A 19,590-nucleotide genomic window follows, 5' to 3' on the forward strand; every position below is an offset into this window, starting at 1 on the left:
ATGCGAACCCTTGATTTTCGGGACGAGCCCGTTAGTCACTGATCCGGATGCTTTTCAAACGGCGGCCTTATTGGCTTGCCGTTCCTTCACCACTTGATCGGGTGTTGCCGTTTTGCGTGGCAAAACCACACGAGGCATTGTCACAAGGCAACCGATCAAAGCAATGGCAACGGCAGCAACGACCAAGAAGATGTCAAAAGAGCCAACCGCACCGCTTCGATTGCCAACTTCGCCCATCGTCCATACCCAATTGGTTATCTGCCAGCGTGAATATTGATAGGCTCGATAATCGTTCAAGTGCATTCCGATTGAATAGGGGACCAGCGCCGCTAACACTAGCACTGCCACCAATGCCGCGATTCCGATTTCAACTCGCGGATGATTATTGACGCGCAAGATCGCCACAATCCACCGGACACAAATCAATGCGGCGATCCAATACGCGGCAAACAATATTGCTACCTGTGTCATGCCTTGCAACTGCCGAGCGGCAAACGGTCCCGCTGTGGCCGCCATTTCGCTTAACCCATAGATCGCTACCGCTGTTAACACCACCACGTGTACCGCAGCAAACACCAAACCCGTCGCAGGGCCGGGGGTCAACCATGTCAACATCATTCGTCCAAAGAAACTCTGAGGCAATTCGCGGCGAATCCGTGGCGTCATCACAGGCGACTCGGATACCATTAAACTGCCGCCAATCCCCCAGACAATCCCACATGCCATCGTGGCCACGACAAAAACCTCTTCCGCATCATTTCGTCCCATTGTCTCGATACTGTATACGGCAATCCCCAGCAACGTTGACGTGACGACCATCATCGAGAGTCGCAAATGGGTCGAACGATTTTCGCTTTCCGGTGTCAATTGCGCCGCCGTTGCAGCGACTAACAAATGCCCCACCGTTATCGAAATCAACAATGTTGAAACCAAAGTGAACCAAACCATCGAGACCGGAAGCTGGAACCCGTATAGGATCATACTGATCACCAAGAAACCGATACCATATTCCGCCAATACCAAGATCACCAAAAGCATCAACAACGTCACAATCCGTCCCGTGCGACTCGGAGAAAGGGGTGCCAGGAACAACGCGATTACTGTTAAATCCAAGGCCGCGACGAGCAAGATACCGACGATCAATAGAGTCGTTGGCAAATCAACGCCTCGGAGCGTATAAGCATACGCCATGCAGGGAAATAGAGCGACAAAATACAGCATCATCTGCAAAGACGCGCTCGCCAATTTGCCGAGCACAATTTGCCATGGGCTCAACGCCGTGATTGACAATAATTCCAACGTCCCGTCATCAATCTCTCCTTCAAGAGATCGGTAAGCCGCCAATGGAACGACCAATAACATTGGAATTGCCAAAACGATGTAGTAGCCGATCAACAATTTGGGGGCCGAAGGTGTCGTATAAATTTGCGGCATTTGCCACAAACTACCGACCACTGTCCAAGCCAATGCGGAAAATAGCAGCACCGAAAATGTCACTAAAAATTGGCGACTCTTCAACGCTTGCCGGGTTTCTTTCACAAGAATCGGATTGAAATGGTCGCCCGCTCGCTCGCACCAATCGTCGATTCGTTCCCAAATCTCCGTTGCCCTACTGGCGGGCCGTTCCGATCCGTTTTGTGGCGATCGGCCTTGCGCCGGTGAGGCCTGCGTTTGCGAGTTGGGAAGAGAGATCGATTCACTCATTGGACCAACCCCTCGGTGACTTGAAGGAAGACATCTTCAAGACTCTTTTTGTGCGAAACGACTTCGCTCACGCGATAGCCTCTTCCAACCAACCAGGCGACTAAATCGGCTTGCGATTCGGCGTCGCCCTCAAATTCAAACCGAATTTGTTGACCATCAATGAGCGGTCTTCCAACGCCATCACGCGAATGGAGTTCGCCTGCAGCCTGGTCGGCTCGGTCGAGCACTCGTACCACCAATTCGCGGTGCTGCGCGCGTTGACGCTGGATCTCTTCGACACTGCCGGTGGCCAACAATTGCCCTTGTTCGATAATGCCAACCGAATCGCACATTTCGGCAAGCTCCGTCAGGATATGGCTGCTAATCAAGATCGTTTTGCCACGGTCAGCCAATTCGCGAATCATCTTTCGCAAATCGATCCGAGCACGTGGGTCCAACCCCGAGGCTGGTTCGTCCAAAATCATGACGGCCGGATCATGGATTAGTGCACGGCCCAGACAGAGCCGTTGCTTCATCCCTTTGCTTAATCCACGAATCGGCTTCTCAGCCATTCCACTGGTCCCGGTGAAATGGAGCACCCACTGTAACCGCTGGGTTCGCTGGCGACCGACGAGTCCGTTTGCTCTTGCAAAAAAATCGAGATACTCAGCACAGTTGACATCACGATACGTGCCAAACGAATCGGGCATAAAACCCAATCTTCGTCGTACGAGTTCGGGATCATTCACGACCGAAAACCCATCGACGAAGGCATCGCCGTAGCTAGGCAAATCCAAGGTCGCCAAAATGCGCATGGATGTCGTTTTCCCCGCTCCATTGGGACCAATATAGCCAAAGACGTGGCCGCGTGGCACGGAGAACGAGACATCGTTAACCGCTTTGGTTTTTCCGAAAAATCGATGCAAACGCCTCAGTTCAATGCAAGTGTCGCTCAAGGTGCTTGCTCCACATTTCGCAGAGTCCCGAATACATAACGAACACTGTCGACCAATTGTGTTCCCTCGACCACGATCACATCTTTGGAAACATCCGAGATGGCAACAAAATGCGATTTGGGCAATTCAGCCTGTAATTTCAGGGTTTCGTTTAGCCAGAATTCAAACGATCCGTCCAAGACATTTTGGTAGGTACTCGAACGATCCAATGGAAAATCTTTTGCCTCGTTAATTGTCGTCACCAAATCATTCGTATAACGACGGGAGCGATTCGCATTGCGTTTGCGAGACGTCACCACCAAATCGATCGGACGAAATTCGTTATACAAATCCGAAATCGCTTGGGACGCCTCTTTCGACGTCAGCGGCAACATTAGGGTCAGACGGCGAGGATCGGATTCGACTCGCTCGGCTTGCCAATACTTTCCCGTGGAATCACGAATGACTAAGCCACGAAGATTCATGCCAAGATCGTTCGATACCGATGCGGTCGAACCCACGTCATCCGAATTTTGAACATGGATACTTACTCCTCCGATGTCATGTCGCGGCCGATGGACGACGAATTGACGTTGTTGCCGCGAGGGCAAAAACGAACTATCGAATTGCTGTGAGTTTTCTGTCAAAGTAATGCGTCCGAGGATTTCGGGCGGTCGTGATTCGAGCTTTTCCAAGGATTCGGCTGATCCATCCGGATACCTCATCACTTCGCTGGTCGGCCCAAACGAAAGACCCTCCGATGGACGAAGACCAGCAAAGTAGGTCGATTGGATACGCTCACTTGCGTCGCCTGATGCTCCATCAACCCAGGTCAATTGTCGAACACGAGCGCTCGTGCCAAAGCCATCCGCAACGATCCCATAAGCGAACATGGTGACTGTCGTGACGATGGCTAGCACCGGTGCGATTAGGAACATCAAATAGCTTCGTCCGCGGCGGGCAGTCATTCGATACGCCACAGGGCCGACCAAAATTACAAACAACGTCAACAGCCCCATGAACGTATACACCGGCGGTTGAGCAACACCGGGCACCGTCCATCGAAAAAAACGTCGGTCACCGAGAATGGGATCGACACCACGCCTCAACGTGGGTGATGCTCGGTGTGAAACAATCCGATCGATAATTTTCCAGTAAACGACATTCTTAAAGGGATCATCCACACTCGGAGCGAAACCGAACACCATTCCCATTCCGAGACGGCGCACCTGCAATTCGTCGATCCATTTGCGGTGCCCGACTCCCAGCACCCTACCCATTTCCTGATTTTGCGTTTGAAACCACTCTAATTGTGCTTGCGCCGAGTCGTCGATTGGCCGCTCGGCTGAATTCCAAGAAAAACCGGGTAAGGTTTCCAACGAACCGCTACGATTCGGTTTAAGAAGTTGGGCAATACCTTGCTCGTAAGTCGATCGAATGTTCTTTAATTCGTCCAGTGTGTAAGCCGTTTCTCGCTCCTTCACAGCGGTCAATTCGCTGGGCGTCTGCTCTGCAAGACCGAACAAATCGACAAACACTGCCTCAGAGGACGTTTCAGTGATCGCGATCGTGCCACCGGAGAGAACAAAATCGCGAATTGCTTGGAAATGGCCGTTCGTTTTCGTTATTTCGAGACCAGCCTGGCTGATCACAATCAAGTCAGTTCCCAGGTAACCTCGCCAATCCGTCGGCAAATTGGCTTGACCAACGATCGATGCCAAGTGTCGATTTCTACTCGTTTGAAGAAACATATCCCAATACTGCGGTTGTTCCTTGGGCGCACGCGACGGATCCAGTGCAATGACTTGCCCACGAACCAACACGAGCGATCGGATATCAGGCAACGTCTCTATTTTCACCTGATCCGATTCAGCGATATAGGTCCAATTCAGTGCGTACTCGGCCAACATCGCATCGCGTCGTGAAACGATCTCGTTCTCGATTTTGGCATCGCAATTTTCAAGGAACCGAGCGTCCTCAAGCACGCGAATATCATAACCATCGCCAAGGGACCACTTGGGCAAGTAACGAGTGATGTCGCTCTGCTTGGTCCCTTCCAATAAACTCACTGGAACATCCATTTCCAATCCATTGGCGACGGGGGCTTGGCCGTTGACTGAACTCGCAAACCGAAAAACAAGTTCCCGATCGGCTGGAAACGTGGTCGTAGAACGAACCACGATGCGGACCGGAACGGTCCCAACCAAGTCTCGCTCGGCGAGCGTGACCGATGCAACGAAGCCAAGTGTGTTATTCTTGGTCGTCGGAATCGTGACTGCTTCGCACAACGGAGGGAGCAAGCCATCGCGCGGAGTCGCTTGGCCGAACACCGGCCCGAGACTCAGCAGCGCGACGCTTACCAGAGCAGCGATGACAATCATCAAGGCCGACCACTTCATACCTGGTTTTCTCTTGGTGGCAAGATCTGAGGCGGCAATTGCCCTTCCGCAAACGGGCTTCCTTGAAGCGTGTCCTCCGTGTTCGCCTCATACCAAATGGCGGAAACTGCCCATGACAAAAGAAACAGGATCACAAACAAGCCGAAACAAATGGCGGGAACAGCCAATGCAACGATCACGGCTTTGGCCAACGCAACACCACTGCCCGCACTGCGTGCAATCGCGTAAATAATGGCAGCAAACGTGGTAAGAACAAAAACAAAGCGAAAGGAGATACGCGGCAACATCCGGCTGCGCAAAACCGGCTGCACCGACGCGGGAGCCGTACGCTTCTTTGATACCGATGAGGGCGAGGAATGGTGATCGCGCATGGTGCCGATTGAAGCCAAATCAAGATGAAGACAAGTTTGATAACCGCTATGTCGATTGTAGCACGTCAGCCAAATCGTTGGGGTGTACAAGATTCCCAATTCAGTTCGCCCTGTTAATGACGCCCTGTTAATGGCCGTATTCATCATCGGAATCGCTGCCCGCGTGATACCACCATCAAGCAATCGTCTTAGGCGAAGGCCAAGTTGCTTCATCCCATCAGTAGCGGAAGTCGTCAAGACTTTCGGACTTCCAGCAGCGTATGCGAAACTCATGACGAACGATAGAAAAATGAGATGCCATGAGATGCCATGAGATGCCATGAGATGAAACCGAATGGTCAATCTCTGCTCGCTAGTCGTTCTCAGTTCGCTAGTCGTTCTCAGTTCGCGAGTCGTTTGCGCCAGCGACGAACCAATGGCATAAGGTTCTTGTAGCTCGCCAACACCGCGCGGCCGCGCAAATTTTGGTTGGCTACCAGCATCCTTCCGACAGTATAGCTTCCCGGCCGAAAACGCGACGTCGCCTCGCTTAGTGGTCCAATACAATCGATCGTTTCTGCAAGGTTACGGTCAAGCAGTTTTTCGATGAGCAGATACATTGTAAATTGCCCAGGAGCGAATTTGGCAAAACGCTCATCAAAACCAACTTTGAACGAATGGTAAACCGACTTGGCCAGCCAGCCAAACTCGTAAGCAATGGCTTGCCCTTCGACTTCCAACAACGCGATCACCAACTCTCCGTGCTCAGCCAATAGGCGAGATTGGCACCGATAGTATTCGGCTAATCCTTCGGAATCTTCAATCGCAGTTCCTGACTGAGCTTTCCAAGTCTTCTGGTCGACTTCGAGTACGCGTTGAAACAACGAGTCGACGTCGGCTTGAGCGATATTAGTGTGCAGATTTAACTCGTATTGCCCTTGTTCGGACAACCGCCGCGCCGAACGGCGAAGATCTTTACGAAAATTTTTCGACCAACTTTTCTCAAGATCCTGTAGAGTTGTCGTCGTTTCTAATAGACCGACGTTGAAACGCGGTTCACTGAAAACAGCAAGACCAGCCTCTTGGAAAACTCGCTCAAGCTGACTCCAGCGAGAACTCTCGATTCTCGCACCGTCAAGCCAAAGCAATGACCACGGCAATTGCTCAAAACCATTGGCAAGCCTACGAAGCACCGCATCCACGTCGGTCGCTTCATCTAGCAACAAATCGCCGCACTGCGACCAATCATTCACCGGCAAATCGCCAGCGATCAAGAGCGGACCGAGCCGTTTGGGTACAAGTGGCAATGCAGCAAGAAGACGACCTTGATCTTCGACCACCAACGCTCGAAATTCTCCATCCGATGCGAAACGTTCGACCCAACATGCCAACACTTCGGCACGGCAAGTGGGAGAGGAAGCGACACTGCGTGACCAGAGGTCATCCCAGTCGCCAGCGCAGGACCGCAGTTCGGAAAGACCAGTCAAGCAGCTGACGGTTCCACAAGGCATATTAACTCGTTATCACAAAGACAGAAAAGGGGCCAGAAACGAATCACGCAATCGTTTGCCCTTATGTCTGCTGTCCCGCATAGCGAAGGCCACGGACGATCATTTCCTTTGCCGCTTCGTCATCAACATCGATTGCAACTTCCATGTTCAATGGCCATTCGCGGCGCATTCGCTGGTCAAAAACGGTCATCCCGCGAGTCAATTCGCCTTTGGTTTCGACGCGTCCAGCCATATTTTCCCACTTAAACAGCTCCGGCTCGATCACGGCAAGTAATGTCGTGGCGTCATAGAGCGGAATCATTTCGCAGCCAAGCTGTTGGTGAGCGGCACGAAATGCATAGGAGAATATACGGTGCATAAAATCACCAGCGCGCGTGTTCTTGTTGGGCAATTTCTCCAACAAGTCCACGCCGAACCGCATTTTGTCAGTCACATCCAACGGCACCATACTTTTCGTTGTCGCCGATGCCAACACGTCACGGGCTCCTGCAGCGTCAAAAAACATGTTGAACTCAGCCGCCGTCGTGGCATTGCCAACTTGCGAGACCGATCCACCACTGATGACCACTTTGTCAATCAGCGGCAAAACAGAGGGATCGCGGCGACATAATTTTGCCAAATTCGTTAGCGGCCCAAAACAGACAACCGTCACTTGGCCTGGGTGCTTTCGCAGTAACTCTGCGATCACTTTCTCGCTCGGCAGCAAATGATGACGCCCGGTTTCTTCGAAATTGCATCCCCCCAACCCGTCGGGGCCGTTAAGATAGCGTTCGTCTGCCACGGGTGCATCTTCAGGAACCGCAGCTTTGCCAATCCGTGGGTATCGCGGCGGGTCAAGGTGTTGCAAAATAGCACCCACATTGCATGTCGCTTGGTCGGAGTCGACCGTCCCAGCAGTTGCCGTAATTGCCAATAAGTCCACTCGCGGATCAAACAGGGCCATGCAAAGCGCAGCCGCATCGTCAATCCCGGGGTCACAATCAATGATGATCTTTCGTGTCATTTGAGTAGTCTAATTCTATTTGCCTGCAGTGACGAGACCGATCACGATACCCCACCCCATGAATTTAACCGATTTCGCCGCCCGTTTGTCCACCAAAACGGTGGCATTTACACGCTAAGAGCCAAACATGACAACATCGTTCGTATCAGCAATTAACCAAGCGACATCGGGAAAGGACCTTTCCGAACAGCAAACGAGTGAATTGATCGACGCGATGCTCGATGGTGAAGCAGACCCAGACGAGGTTGCGGGATTGTTGTTGGCACTTCGTCAAAAAGGCGAAGCGGTTAATGAATTAGTCGGTGCTGCCCGAGCGATGCGGCGTCATATGACGCAAATCCCGCACCATCATGAGGTATTATTGGATACTTGCGGAACCGGGGGCAGCGGCAGTGGCACGTTTAACATCAGCACGGCGGTAGCAATCGTCGCGGCCGCCTGCGGAGTTGCTGTCGCCAAACATGGCAATCGCAAAGCGACTAGCCACACGGGATCGGCCGATGTACTCGAAGTGCTCGGCGTGCCGATCGAATCCGATGCCGACGCCGTCGCGCGACGACTTAAGCAAGATGGCATTTGTTTCTGTTTCGCAGCGAAATTGCATCCCGCGATGAAACATGTCGCCAGCGTCCGCCGGAAACTTGGAGTCAAAACCCTATTTAATTACCTCGGCCCACTCTGCAACCCCGCGGGGGCCACCCATCAATTGCTCGGTACGCCTACGCTTGATACCCAGTCGATGGTCGCAATGGCGATTAACCAACTTGGAACAACACGATCATTCGTTGTCCATGCACTCGACGGACAGGACGAAGTTTCTCTAGAAGGGCCAACGCGAGTGATCGATGTCGATGCGACCGGCATGAAGACGTATCAATGGACGCCATCGGACTTCGGGTTGTCCTCCGCCAGTCGTGAGGCCCTTGCCGCAGCGGACCCGGCCGAGAGTGCAGCGATCATTCGCCACATTTTCGACGGAAAACCGGGACCGTGCCGCGACACCGTGGTCGCAGGTACCGCAGCGGCACTGCTGCTTGTCGGCAAAACCAACGACCTGAAGGAGGCCACTTTGTTGGCAGCCAAGACGATTGATTCGGGTTTAGCGAAAGCGAAATTATCCTCTTTGATGTCTTAAAGTCGCTATACTCATACGAAACGACTCATATGAAACGCTTGTCGTTACTAGCTTGTTGTTACTACACGCCCACCTCACTTCCCCCCCTTTGGATTGGATACCTTCGCATGAAAATTGCTGTTGCCCTTGTGCCGATGCTATGTGCTGCACTTTTCACTTCACTGACGACACAACTTCGGGCTGAGAGCCCTGTTGCACAGCCGCCTGAGAATTTCCGAAGCCTTATCGTCGGCGATTCACTTGAAGGTTGGCATGGCCGCCGGACAATCAATCCGATGGAATTGGCCAACATGTCGGATGAACAACAGGCGGCCCATCGTGAAAAGTTCGTCGAAGAAACCAACGCACATTGGACCGTCGAAAACGGCGAGATCGTGAACGATGGCAAAGGTCCATTCTTGGTGACCAACGAAGATTTCCGCGACTTCGAATTGTGCATCGAATACAAGACAGTCGCCAAAGCAGACAGCGGAATCTACTTAAAAGGGACTCCTCAAGTTCAAATTTGGGATCACACCAATGCCGCCGGCTTCGCACTCGGAGCGGATAAGGGGAGTGGTGGTCTTTGGAACAATAGCAAAGGCGCTACGGGCAAGGATCCGCTGGTAATGGCGGACCGTCCATTTGGTCAATGGAACGCGTTTCGAATCGTCCAGGTCGGCGCACGGACGAGCGTTTGGCTCAACGACCAATTAGTGGTCGATCATGCGATCATGGAAAACTACTGGGACCGTGATTCACCCTTGATCGTGAAGGGACCGATTGAGTTGCAAACACATGGTGGCGAAATTCGTTGGCGAAATATTTCCATTCGCGAATTCACCGATGAAGAAGCAAGCCAAATTCTACGGTCACACCAATCCGAAGGATTTGAACCAATTTTCAACGGCACTGATTTGACCGGATGGATCGGAGCCGTCGATGACTACGAAGTTTCCGACGGTGTTATTAAGTGCAAACCCAATCACGGCGGCTTGCTGTTGTTTGGTAAAGAGTACGCTAACTTTGTCGCTCGAGTCGATTTTCGATTGCCGCCGGGCGGCAATAACGGATTGGCAATCCGCTCGCCCAGCAAGGGCGATACTGCATACGCTGGGATGTGCGAGTTGCAGGTTCTCGATACCGAACATCCGAAATACAAGGGCCTTGATCCGCGTCAAGCTCATGGATCTGCCTACGGAATGGCTGCTGCTCGCCGCGGTTACCTACGTGATACCGGCAAGTGGAATACTCAAGAAGTCACCGTCAATGGTAGCCGGATCAAAGTAGAATTGAACGGCACCGTCACCCTCGACACGGACCTGTCGCAAGTGACCGAATTCCTCGCTGGCCGCAAACACCCGGGCAAAGATCGCACTTCGGGTTACTTTGGCTTTGCCGGCCACAACGACCCAGTCGAATACCGAAACGTTGCAGTAAAAGTATTGCCGGACAGTCCGTAGTCGGTTCTTTAGCGGCGATTTCGTGTCGTTCGACGAGATGCCATTTGTTGCTTCGGACGCAATAGGAACACCTTCGGATCATCGACGATGAACGTCGTGCTCCATCGGCGTCCGTCGTCGGCACTACAAACGTTATAGAAGAAAGTCCGGAAACGCTCGGCACGATAGCTGTATGGGAATTGGCTGGTGATGTAGTCGTCTTCGGTCAAATTATCAACGCCCGGCGATGCATAATAGTGAACCATACCATCGGGGGTCACGCTCATACCGAGTGTCCACCAACCGGTGGTCGTGATTTGTGGTCCACGGAAATCGCCACCTCGCTTGTCACTGCGAACTCGCAGATAAGCGTAGTCGTATTCTTTCTTGGTTTCGTTTTTACTTTCGAATTCAACGAACAAACCGGGCCAATAGACTTCGTTGCCCATTTCTTCCTTGGTTCGTTTAAAAATCCCGATACCGACTTCCTTGTCCACCATCGCGGTCGTTTCCAATGCCAAACGGAATCCGAAGTGAGGTCCGCTGCGGTTTTCCCATTCGGCAACCGGTGGCAAGAAGACCCGAGTGGTCACACTGGGGCATTCCGAAATATCGATCCGCCGTTTCAGTCGATATTGGACGTTGCAAATGAAGTCGTCTTGATGCATCTTCCGTTCAGGGCGTCCAGGGATGCCGGTGAATTGGGACCGCATTAACAAAGCACCTCGGCTGCCGGGCAATCCGCCCGCAGGTGTCAGAACACGTTGGACCACATCGGGATGTCCGCGTTTGACTCCTTCGTACCATCGCCCATTGGTACTTCGGCCCATCGGAGCGCGTTGGTTCTCGTCAATGTCTTCGGTACTTTTGGGGTTATTGAAAACGTAAGACCAATTCGGGTCTTCGAAGTCATCCGCCACACCAACGACTTCCGAACCTGTTCCGGGAACAACAGCCCTCTGTGCCGAGGCGGTCTGGTGTGCCGACGCGGTTAACACAAGAAACGCCATTGCCGCAGTGGCGCGAAATAACGAGATACGCATTTTCATTCATCCTTTTAGCTTCGCATCGTGGCTTGCCGGCTCTTCGTTTGACCGCCGAACAAGCTTCCGCTTGGCTTTCTTTTTTCCTGGAGGTTCTCTCGCACACGTAACTTGCGTGCACGCCGGTCCTCCTCCCTTTTGTTGCTACAATCGGCATAGTCGGCGCAGCCGCTAAAGAAAAACTGAATCGGATTGGAGGCATTCGCTCTAGACACCCCCCGTTTTTCTTGGTAATTCCACATTTCCATCTCAAAGATGCGTCACCCGCCTGCTTTGCTATCAACCGGCGTCCGGATTGACCCTACAAAGCAGACTACCATTGCCCTTCACCGATTTTCAGTACGTTCAGACATGGATGCCACTCAACCTCGATTGCTGTTGTTCGATGACAACATTCGTTCGATTGGTGGACATTTTCTAGAACTAGCCACCCTGTTGATGCACGGAGCAAAGGAGCTTGGTTACGCGCCAAAATTGGCGATGCATAGGAGCTTTGATGGCCTCAGTGCGATCGATCCGAGTCTCGATGTCGAACCTCATTTTCGCGCTCGGAGAATGGTTCACATGTCACTCGGTGTTGACGGGCATTCGACCGTTCGCCGTGATTTAGCAGGTCGAAACGTTGGGGGAAATTGGATTCAAAATCGTGCTCAAACGCTTTCGGATCGTTTGTCACGGCTAGATCGACGGCCGCGTTATCTACTGGATCGATGGGCCGACGACTTTGCAGATCTGGTTTTCCGTTGGCACGTCAATGCGCGTGACACGTTGGTGATCAACACCGGGGACGATTTCGTTTTGCTGGCACTTGCCAATGCCTTGTCGCAATACCCGGGACTTGATCCCTTGACGATCCACGTGATCTTTCATTTTGCGATTTACGATTCAAAAACGAAAAGAGCACGAAAAAGACAATTTGGAGAACAAGTCAACCAAGCGATGGCGGAAATTTCTCGACATCGAATTCAATTGCACGCGACCACTCGTTCGCTTGCAAAACAACTCAAACAAGTTGGCATCAGGGCCAATGCGATCCCCTATCCCACCCGGTGTTGGGACGCTCCGCTCGATCCTGTTTCAAAGAGCACCGTTAATTCACAGAACACCGTTAATTCACAGAACACTACGAGACTATTTAACGGATCGAAATCCAAACCTGACGGTGGCTACAAGATCGTTTTGGCTGGAACGCCACGCGCCGAGAAGGGGCGTCGATTGATTCCGTTGCTTCTTTCTAAGATCTACCCAACATTACTGTCCGATGGCCGCTACCGTTTGTCGATGCAAATGCCTCCAATCCGGTGGAAGAGAATGATCCCAGCCGACGTGCGACCGGCGTACGAGGAAGCGTTGCAGGCAAACATGTCCGAACCGGAATCGCTTGAACTGGGGCCGTTCGAGATACGTTCGCCCGACATGCCAGCCCAAGATTACCATGATTGGCTCCACTCGGCCGATGTCGGTTTGTTTTTGTATGAACCCGAACGCTATGTCGCCCGCTGCAGTGGTGTTCTACTGGAAATGTTCATTCGTGGCGTTCCCGTGATCGTTCCTGATCAGTGCTGGTTAGCCGACCAAGTTCACCATGCAAGCGAAGATGGCGATGTCGGCTATGTCTACCAATCGATCGACGAAATACCCGAAATCCTATCGCAATTGAACACCGACTATGAGTCGATTCGACAGAACGCAATAAGACACGCTACGGTAATCGCAAAGCGGCATCACCCGGTGAACACGCTGCGGCGAATGGGCATCGACGAAGTCATTACCACGACGCGGCGGATCGCTTCGTAGACGAGAGCATTTTATGGAACTAAAGAACATCGTCCGCTTTCCGATTGACATTCAGCGTGCGAATCGTCTTTTGGGTACCCGGAATCTAGCGATCCATTGTCAGGAAAACCAATCCAACCCGCTGCTTGTTTCCGATCCCAACCCTTCCCAGCGTCCGATCGTGTTGGACCTCTATACACCACAAATGCTGTTTGATTGTGGGCGTCATTTCGCATCATTGGCCCATTTTTGCAATCAGATTGGATCGCGTTTTTTTGTGCGATCAAGCCGCATGGTTTTGGCGGGAATCGCCCGCAAAGTCCACGGTGCCGAAATGCTGGCCGATCCCAATGCCTATTGGATAGGCCCCGATAGCGATCTTCCCCACGACGCCTTCGTTTTATCGGATGCAGCGTACGAGAAACAAACACGCCCTGGCACACCACACCACAGTCTAGAGATGTTAATCGGCCGCGATATTCCGCGAGATTTGCCGGTGATGCCCTACCCGATGCATCCAGCAACGCTACGGTGCTCCGACGATCTATCGTCATTCAAACTCCGAGAACATCGTTCGCGCAGTGGAGTTCTTTTTGCTGGCAGCCAAAAGTCGAAATACGGCCACGACAAAATGCAACAACAATTTGGAGTCCTGAGCCGATTGGATCTCCTGAAAGTCATCCAGCAGTGGGCCGGGGACCGCGCGGACGGTTCGGTCCCGATTGTTTTACGCGATAGTGGTAAAGCCCCTATCGAGTCAAAAGATTGGTTACCGTTCTTGGCCAAACACTCCTTTTTTGTTTGTTGCCCCGGCGCCGCTCAACCGATGTGCCACAACCTGATCGAAGCGATGAGCGTCGGAACCATTCCACTCATTGAATATGGTGACCGGATGCGTCCCGAACTTGAAGACGGCGTGACAGCGGTTTGTTTTCGAGGTGCGGACGGATTACATGACGCGCTCGATCGGATCGATCAAATGCCCCCCAAACAAGTTGAAACGCTATCACGGTCGGTCGCCCAGTACTACGACCAACATCTTTGTGGCAAACGATTCCTGAAGTCGCTTCGAGACGAAACCATCGACGTCTCGCTAGGACAAGTGGTCATGCCGTTTCATAGCGAAAATTTCTATGGTCCGCTGCGAGCGTGGGCTGCCTAGCCGAAATTTCCAGCCTACCCATGAACGCCTGCAATATGGTATTCACACGCATCGACCATCCACTCCTACTATACTTCCTCCCCCACTAATTGATGTCATTGCTTCCCACGCGACTGACGCGATACATCCTGATTGAGATCCTCAAGATCTTTGTCGTTGCGCTCGTGGCAATGACGATGTTGATTTTGATGATCGGCGTGGGGCGAGAACTATTGCGACGAGGTTTGGGGATTGTCTCCGTCGTCCAGTTGTTACCGTACGTGCTTCCGATCGCGTTGCAGTTTTCGTTTCCTGCGACAGCATTGTTTTCGATATGTTGTGTCTATGGACGCATGGCAGCCGATGGCGAAGTGTCAACCGTTAAAGCGTCAGGAATCTCACCGCTAAAATTGCTTCAACCCGCGCTCATTTTCGCGGCATTACTGAGTCCAATAGCGGTCTACGTCTCGGACTTAGCCGTTTCGTGGGGCAAGCCGGGAATTAATCGGGTCGTGTTGATGTCGGTTGAGGATATTGCGTATCGCGTCTTGCGCGCTCAGCATTCATTCACTTCTGACCATGGATTTTCAATTCACGTGCACGATGTGGAAGGCCAAACCTTAGTCCAACCAACAGTGACGGTTCATAACCGCGGCAGCGATGGGCCGATGAAATTGACCGCGCGTTCGGGGCGATTGAGCCTCGATCCGGAAACATCCCATTTGGTGCTTCAAGTGGTCGACAGCCAAATTGAAACCGGACAAGGGATTCAAGGGATTGTGCCTGGAGAGATTGAATACAAAATCCCCTTAGCCGAGGCGATGGGAGACAAAGCTCCCAAAGACCAGAGCCCCAGCTCGCTACCGCTACGTTTGATTGGCTCGGAACGGCTGCACCAAGACGCTCGGACCCATGCTGCGGCCGGTCAATTAGCGGCCCATGTCGGATTCATGATATTGATGTCGAGACCCGAAAAGATTGCAGGCTCCGAAGGTCAACGAATCGAAGATTCGGTCAGGCAGAGCAAAAGAAGACTTACGCGACTGCATGCTGAACCTTGGCGTCGTTGGGCCGAAGGTTTTAGCTGTTTCTTCTTTGTCATCGTCGGTGCGCCGTTGGCCATGATCGCCCGAACCAGTGATTACTGGACTACCTTTGGGATCTGTTTTCTCCCCATCCTGATCCTCTATTACCCGCTGTTTATCTTCGGGCTTGAACAGGCCAAAGATGGACTGATTCCCCCGTACGGGGTTTGGCTCGGCAACGTCGTACTTTGCTTGATCGGGATGGCGTTGATCGCCCGAGTTCGCCGCTATTAGGACAAAGCAAACTTCGGCGAATGTTGCTGATTTATCGACATTCTCAGGTTTTACTGCCTGACAGTGCCCCTCGAAACGCGGTTTCACGCCACGAAAGCGGACATTGAAGGAAGCTTCTTCTCGGTTAGAATGCTAAAATCGAAGGCATCGCGTTTGTTCAATGCCTTTTTTTCCTTCTGAATGCGAAGCACGTTCACCTGCATGCCCAGTCTTTCGCTCCAATGCCCACAATGTCAAGCTTCGGTTACCGTCGACGAGTCCGCCGCCGGTACACGGGTTAAATGTCCGCATTGTGCAAAAGCCTTTTTGGCACCGGGACTGAGCGCCACCGTCGCTGACGACGCGGACGATTGGTTATCGCTCGATAGTGACCCGATTCCAGTGAAGCCAGCGGAAAAGAAAGTGGCACCGGCGAAAATCAATCTCGAAGACGATTTGCCAGCTCTGGCAGTTCCCAACCCACGTGTCTCGCCAAACACGAACCCCAAAAGCCCAACGAATCCCAAAAGCCCAACCAACCCCAAAAGCCCAGGGAATTCCAAAAGCCCAACCAATTCAGCTCCACCGGTGAGTACCGAGGAAGAAGCTTTGTTGGCAGAATTCTCAAGCGATCTAGACGAATTCACGACGCAATCCGAATCGGTTCCCAAGCCAAACGCAAATCAAAGTCCCACCCAAACTCCGTCGGCCAAACCCGTTTCGATACCTGATTTTGACGATCTTCAGCTCGAAGCTCCGGCCCCCGCGCCAGCCAAAGCCGAATCGCTCGAACTGGCAAACGAGTATCGATTGAAGTGTAAGGTTTGCGGTTCCTTGATCTATGTCAAAGCGACTCAGGCGGGCAAAACCGTAAAGTGTCCCGATTGTTACTCACCGCTAAAAGTTCCTCCGCCACCAAAGATCAAAAAGAAACAAACCTTTGATCTGGAGACCGTCGAGACTTTTCGATTCGGCCCATCGCCAACGCAGGAACGAAAGCCTGATCCATTTAAGAAATCGGCCGAACAATTACTTGAGGAAGCAGCCCGCACCGATGAGGTGGTGAAGCCTCTGAACGACGATGCTCCGAATGTGACCGAGTGGCTTAAAAGTATCTTTGGTATTTTCCTCGACATCGGCGTCGTCGCGCACTGGATTATCTTGTCCGTGTTCGCATCGATTCCCACCGTGATCGCGATCCAATTCGCTGAATCAAGAATCGTTTACGGAGGGTTGATCGTTGCCGGGTTCTTTTTGGCGGCAATTGTGGTTAGCTGTGGATTTGCGATTTTGCAGTCAGTCGCAAATGGTGAAGAGCGAGTCAGTGATTGGCCGATCTTTGATTTCTTTGCTTGGATGGAATCTCTCTTTGTCGCATTTTCAGCGTTCGGGTTTGCAGCGGTTCCAGTATGGTTCTTAGGCCAATTATTGGTTGGTAATTCCTTGGTCGTCATCGCTCTTACGATGTTGTCGCTGTACATCATGTTTCCGTTTGTGTTGTTGTCGATGTTGGACATAAACAGTCCGTTTGTGCCGTTTTCCGCCGAAGTGGCTCGCAGCGTTACAAAGAACCATGAATCTTGGGGCGGGTTGTATTTCACCGCCGGTTTTTTGTTCTTTGGATTGTTTATGTTTTATGCCATGACCACCACCATGACCCCCATCGTGACAGCGGTGTTGTGCCTGTTCGCGACGATCGGCGGCGCCTTTTTATATTTCGGAATGATCGGACGATTGGCCTACGCGATCGGCCAAGAAATCCCAGATCCCAGGACGGAATCGAAAAAGACGCAACAACCACCGAGCTCTTCCGACCCAGCCTAATGGCATTCTTGAACCTGCGAACATTTCTCTTTTCCAGTAAACCAATCCTGTGGTGACTACCTCGACGAACTCGCCAAGCCCTCAACGAACATTTCGATCCGAACCGCCTCCGTGGTCGGTGCCGATAGGGCATTTTTTCGGACGACACATCTATTTGTCGTACACCGTGCTAGTCGTGTTTGGGATTGCTCTCGGAGTCGCAGTCACATCATCGGGCGAAGCAGGCAATCAAGATTTGCTTTACGCTTGCTTGCTCGCGATCGGGTTGTGGTGTGCTGGGATTGTGATGCAAGGAATTGCGTATTGCTTTGGACTTCAGTCCCGAAATTGCTCGGTTGGATTAGGACTTATCGGCGTTCGCTGGCAAGCCGGGGCGATGTCTGCGGTACGAACATTGCAAACCAGCGTGATGACGATTTCAATTTTGGTCGCGATGGTCAGTGCGTTCTTCCTGTCATCAAGCTATTTGGGTGACGAAGTGATCGACGCGACCATTGAACCGATGGAACCGGGATTGCCGTTTGCGATTCCCGGATTGGAGTGGTCGTCGCCCGCTTCGATGACCCGATTTGCCGGGTGGCTATTACTTGTTCAACTTGTTGCTCAGACGTTCCCGATGCCAGATTCGCTTGGACGTCACCTGATGGTGTCCTTGGTGGCAGTGGTACGTCCCGGCGCAAGTCGAATCGCACAAGCGATGGTGGTTCACCGAACACTGATCGTCATCAGCATTCTTACTGCGGTCTCAGCGATATGGGTGATGAAAAATGATCGAGCACTACACTTCTCTCGATGGCCGCTGGTGATGGTGCTCGCAATTCTGTTAGCGAGAACTTCGCGAATCGGCCAAGTTCAATCGCTGGTCGACGCATTTCCAGCCAACTCGCCCGACTCAGATTTGGATGAGTTGGACGAGACCGAAAATGATTGGCGGGACGAACTACCTGGATCGCAACAAGGTCACGCTGCGACCGATAACCGCCCGTCGGACTCTCTTTGGCCACGCGCGAAATCGTCTGTCGCACCGCGGCGAATTAGAAAAACGATGCAAAGGGAACACGACGAAGCAGTCGACGCGGCCAAGCTAGACGAGATTCTGATGCGATTGCATGACAACGGCGTTGATTCGCTGAGCCGAGAAGACCGCGAAGTGCTCAAACGAGTCAGCGAGTCACTACGAAACGAGACACAGCGAAAGAATGGCCTTTCGGATGAGTCGTAAAATCCGAATGCTGCCCAAATCCCCAATCCTTCCCACCAAGCCCCCGACTCGCTAAACTTAGGCCTTTCCACCCGAAATGTTGACATTGAAAGGATGCACCGTGTTTGTTGCAGCTTCAACAGAATGTTGTCCCGAGATGGAGTTGCGCGAGATAGTTGACTTGCTCCAGGATCTGGAGTTTACGGCCATCGAGATCGCTCTCCACGAATCCGGCAAACTCAAACCCAGCGAACTAATCACCGACTTGGACCGCGCGGTATTGATGCTTCGGGCGTCCCATCGGATGGATATCTCCGGCTATAGCGTCGAACTAATATCCACCGGTGATCAACACTACGTCGATTTCAAAGAAATTTGCAGGCTCGCCAAAGCCACCAAAGTGGTTAATTTAACGGTCCCCTCCGCCGAACTAGGGACCCCGTTTAATGAAGAAGTCGAGCATCTTCAAAAGCTTGTCGACGTTGCCGAAACCGAAGGCGTTCGTGTTGCGTTGAAATGCCAACTGGGGTGCCTCAGTGAGGATCCCGATACGCTAATGGTACTTTGTAACAATGTTGATGGACTCGGCGTAACGCTCGATCCAAGTGTCTACATTGCTGGCAAAGCGAACACCAAGAACCTCGACAAGATTCTCAAATTTGTCTGCAACGTTCACCTCCGCGACACACGCCCCGATGCGTTCCAAGTCAGCGTGGGTCAAGGCGAGGTGGACTACGGCAAACTGGTCACTCAACTGCTTCGCGAGAAGTACGACCGTGCGTTGACCGTGAACATGTCGCCAATGGAAGGGCTCGATCACCGAGTCGAACTTCGCAAACTGCGTCGGTTACTCGAAACATTGGTTTAAGG

At 52.3% G+C, this 19,590-nt stretch carries 15 protein-coding genes; 8 read left to right on the forward strand and 7 right to left on the reverse strand.

The window, feature by feature from the left end:
* Positions 1-54: 54 nt before the first annotated feature.
* From CA13_RS31520 to CA13_RS31545, 6 genes are all read right to left on the reverse strand, one after another.
* Positions 55-1,704: an ABC transporter permease gene (locus tag CA13_RS31520; protein ID WP_419195217.1), complete on the reverse strand. Its 1,650-nt coding sequence runs from the start codon at positions 1,702-1,704 to the stop codon at positions 55-57.
* Positions 1,701-2,639, reverse strand: a complete 939-nt coding sequence (locus tag CA13_RS31525) for an ABC transporter ATP-binding protein (protein WP_419195218.1) — start codon at positions 2,637-2,639, stop codon at positions 1,701-1,703. Before CA13_RS31525 ends, CA13_RS31520 begins: the two co-directional genes overlap by 4 nt.
* Positions 2,636-5,017 carry a hypothetical protein gene (locus CA13_RS31530; RefSeq protein ID WP_146404102.1) on the reverse strand — a complete coding sequence of 794 codons (2,382 nt, stop codon included), beginning with the start codon at positions 5,015-5,017 and terminating at the stop codon, positions 2,636-2,638. The genes CA13_RS31525 and CA13_RS31530 overlap by 4 nt, the downstream gene beginning before the upstream one ends.
* The gene (locus CA13_RS31535; RefSeq protein WP_146404103.1) at positions 5,014-5,661 is read right to left on the reverse strand and encodes a hypothetical protein; all 648 of its coding nucleotides are present in this window, start codon (positions 5,659-5,661) and stop codon (positions 5,014-5,016) included. The genes CA13_RS31530 and CA13_RS31535 overlap by 4 nt, the downstream gene beginning before the upstream one ends.
* Positions 5,662-5,768: 107 nt before the next feature.
* Positions 5,769-6,878, reverse strand: a complete 1,110-nt coding sequence (locus tag CA13_RS31540) for a GNAT family N-acetyltransferase (protein ID WP_146404104.1) — start codon at positions 6,876-6,878, stop codon at positions 5,769-5,771.
* A 61-nt stretch (positions 6,879-6,939) separates the two neighbouring features.
* Positions 6,940-7,881 (reverse strand): nucleoside hydrolase, encoded by a 942-nt coding sequence (locus CA13_RS31545; RefSeq protein ID WP_146404105.1) that lies wholly within the window; start codon positions 7,879-7,881, stop codon positions 6,940-6,942.
* A 127-nt stretch (positions 7,882-8,008) separates the two neighbouring features.
* On the opposite strand from CA13_RS31545, the gene trpD reads away from it, so the two are divergent.
* Both trpD and CA13_RS31555 read left to right on the forward strand, forming a co-directional pair.
* Positions 8,009-9,016 (forward strand): anthranilate phosphoribosyltransferase, encoded by a 1,008-nt coding sequence (gene trpD, locus CA13_RS31550; RefSeq protein WP_146404106.1) that lies wholly within the window; start codon positions 8,009-8,011, stop codon positions 9,014-9,016.
* Between the two features lie 107 nt (positions 9,017-9,123).
* On the forward strand, positions 9,124-10,458 hold the full coding sequence (locus tag CA13_RS31555) for a 3-keto-disaccharide hydrolase (protein ID WP_146404107.1): 1,335 nt from the start codon (positions 9,124-9,126) through the stop codon (positions 10,456-10,458).
* 8 nt (positions 10,459-10,466) lie between these two features.
* On the opposite strand, the gene CA13_RS31560 is transcribed toward CA13_RS31555, so the two are convergent.
* A complete protein-coding gene (locus tag CA13_RS31560) occupies positions 10,467-11,480 on the reverse strand; it encodes a hypothetical protein (protein WP_419195219.1) in 1,014 nt (337 codons plus the stop codon).
* A 351-nt stretch (positions 11,481-11,831) separates the two neighbouring features.
* Between CA13_RS31560 and CA13_RS31565 the strand changes: the two genes are divergently transcribed.
* The 6 genes from CA13_RS31565 to CA13_RS31590 all read left to right on the forward strand — a co-directional run bounded on the left by CA13_RS31565 (position 11,832) and on the right by CA13_RS31590 (position 19,588).
* The gene (locus CA13_RS31565) at positions 11,832-13,277 is read left to right on the forward strand and encodes a glycosyltransferase (protein ID WP_146404108.1); all 1,446 of its coding nucleotides are present in this window, start codon (positions 11,832-11,834) and stop codon (positions 13,275-13,277) included.
* Positions 13,278-13,290: 13 nt separating this feature from the next.
* Complete coding sequence (locus tag CA13_RS31570) at positions 13,291-14,418, forward strand: hypothetical protein (protein ID WP_146404109.1); 1,128 nt, start codon at positions 13,291-13,293, stop codon at positions 14,416-14,418.
* Between the two features lie 92 nt (positions 14,419-14,510).
* The gene (locus CA13_RS31575) at positions 14,511-15,716 is read left to right on the forward strand and encodes an LptF/LptG family permease (protein ID WP_419195220.1); all 1,206 of its coding nucleotides are present in this window, start codon (positions 14,511-14,513) and stop codon (positions 15,714-15,716) included.
* 180 nt (positions 15,717-15,896) lie between these two features.
* The gene (locus CA13_RS31580) at positions 15,897-17,519 is read left to right on the forward strand and encodes an MJ0042-type zinc finger domain-containing protein (protein ID WP_146404110.1); all 1,623 of its coding nucleotides are present in this window, start codon (positions 15,897-15,899) and stop codon (positions 17,517-17,519) included.
* Between the two features lie 52 nt (positions 17,520-17,571).
* Entirely contained in the window at positions 17,572-18,741 is a 1,170-nt protein-coding gene (locus CA13_RS31585) for a hypothetical protein (RefSeq protein ID WP_146404111.1), read from the forward strand.
* A gap of 100 nt (positions 18,742-18,841) precedes the next feature.
* A complete protein-coding gene (locus tag CA13_RS31590) occupies positions 18,842-19,588 on the forward strand; it encodes a sugar phosphate isomerase/epimerase family protein (RefSeq protein WP_146404112.1) in 747 nt (248 codons plus the stop codon).
* The last annotated feature ends 2 nt before the right edge of the window (positions 19,589-19,590 follow it).

Source organism: Novipirellula herctigrandis, assembly GCA_007859835.1.
Classification (GTDB): Bacteria; Planctomycetota; Planctomycetia; order Pirellulales; family Pirellulaceae; genus Novipirellula_A; species Novipirellula_A herctigrandis.

Coding starts and splice junctions, on each gene's coding strand:
- CA13_RS31520 (WP_419195217.1), bottom strand. CDS start 1,704: ATGAGTGAATCGATCTCTCTTCCCAACTCGCAAACGCAGGCCTCACCG.
- CA13_RS31530 (WP_146404102.1), bottom strand. CDS start 5,017: ATGAAGTGGTCGGCCTTGATGATTGTCATCGCTGCTCTGGTAAGCGTC.
- CA13_RS31535 (WP_146404103.1), bottom strand. CDS start 5,661: ATGAGTTTCGCATACGCTGCTGGAAGTCCGAAAGTCTTGACGACTTCC.
- CA13_RS31540 (WP_146404104.1), bottom strand. CDS start 6,878: ATGCCTTGTGGAACCGTCAGCTGCTTGACTGGTCTTTCCGAACTGCGG.
- CA13_RS31545 (WP_146404105.1), bottom strand. CDS start 7,881: ATGACACGAAAGATCATCATTGATTGTGACCCCGGGATTGACGATGCG.
- trpD (WP_146404106.1), top strand. CDS start 8,009: ATGACAACATCGTTCGTATCAGCAATTAACCAAGCGACATCGGGAAAG.
- CA13_RS31555 (WP_146404107.1), top strand. CDS start 9,124: ATGAAAATTGCTGTTGCCCTTGTGCCGATGCTATGTGCTGCACTTTTC.
- CA13_RS31560 (WP_419195219.1), bottom strand. CDS start 11,480: ATGCGTATCTCGTTATTTCGCGCCACTGCGGCAATGGCGTTTCTTGTG.
- CA13_RS31565 (WP_146404108.1), top strand. CDS start 11,832: ATGGATGCCACTCAACCTCGATTGCTGTTGTTCGATGACAACATTCGT.
- CA13_RS31570 (WP_146404109.1), top strand. CDS start 13,291: ATGGAACTAAAGAACATCGTCCGCTTTCCGATTGACATTCAGCGTGCG.
- CA13_RS31575 (WP_419195220.1), top strand. CDS start 14,511: ATGTCATTGCTTCCCACGCGACTGACGCGATACATCCTGATTGAGATC.
- CA13_RS31580 (WP_146404110.1), top strand. CDS start 15,897: ATGCGAAGCACGTTCACCTGCATGCCCAGTCTTTCGCTCCAATGCCCA.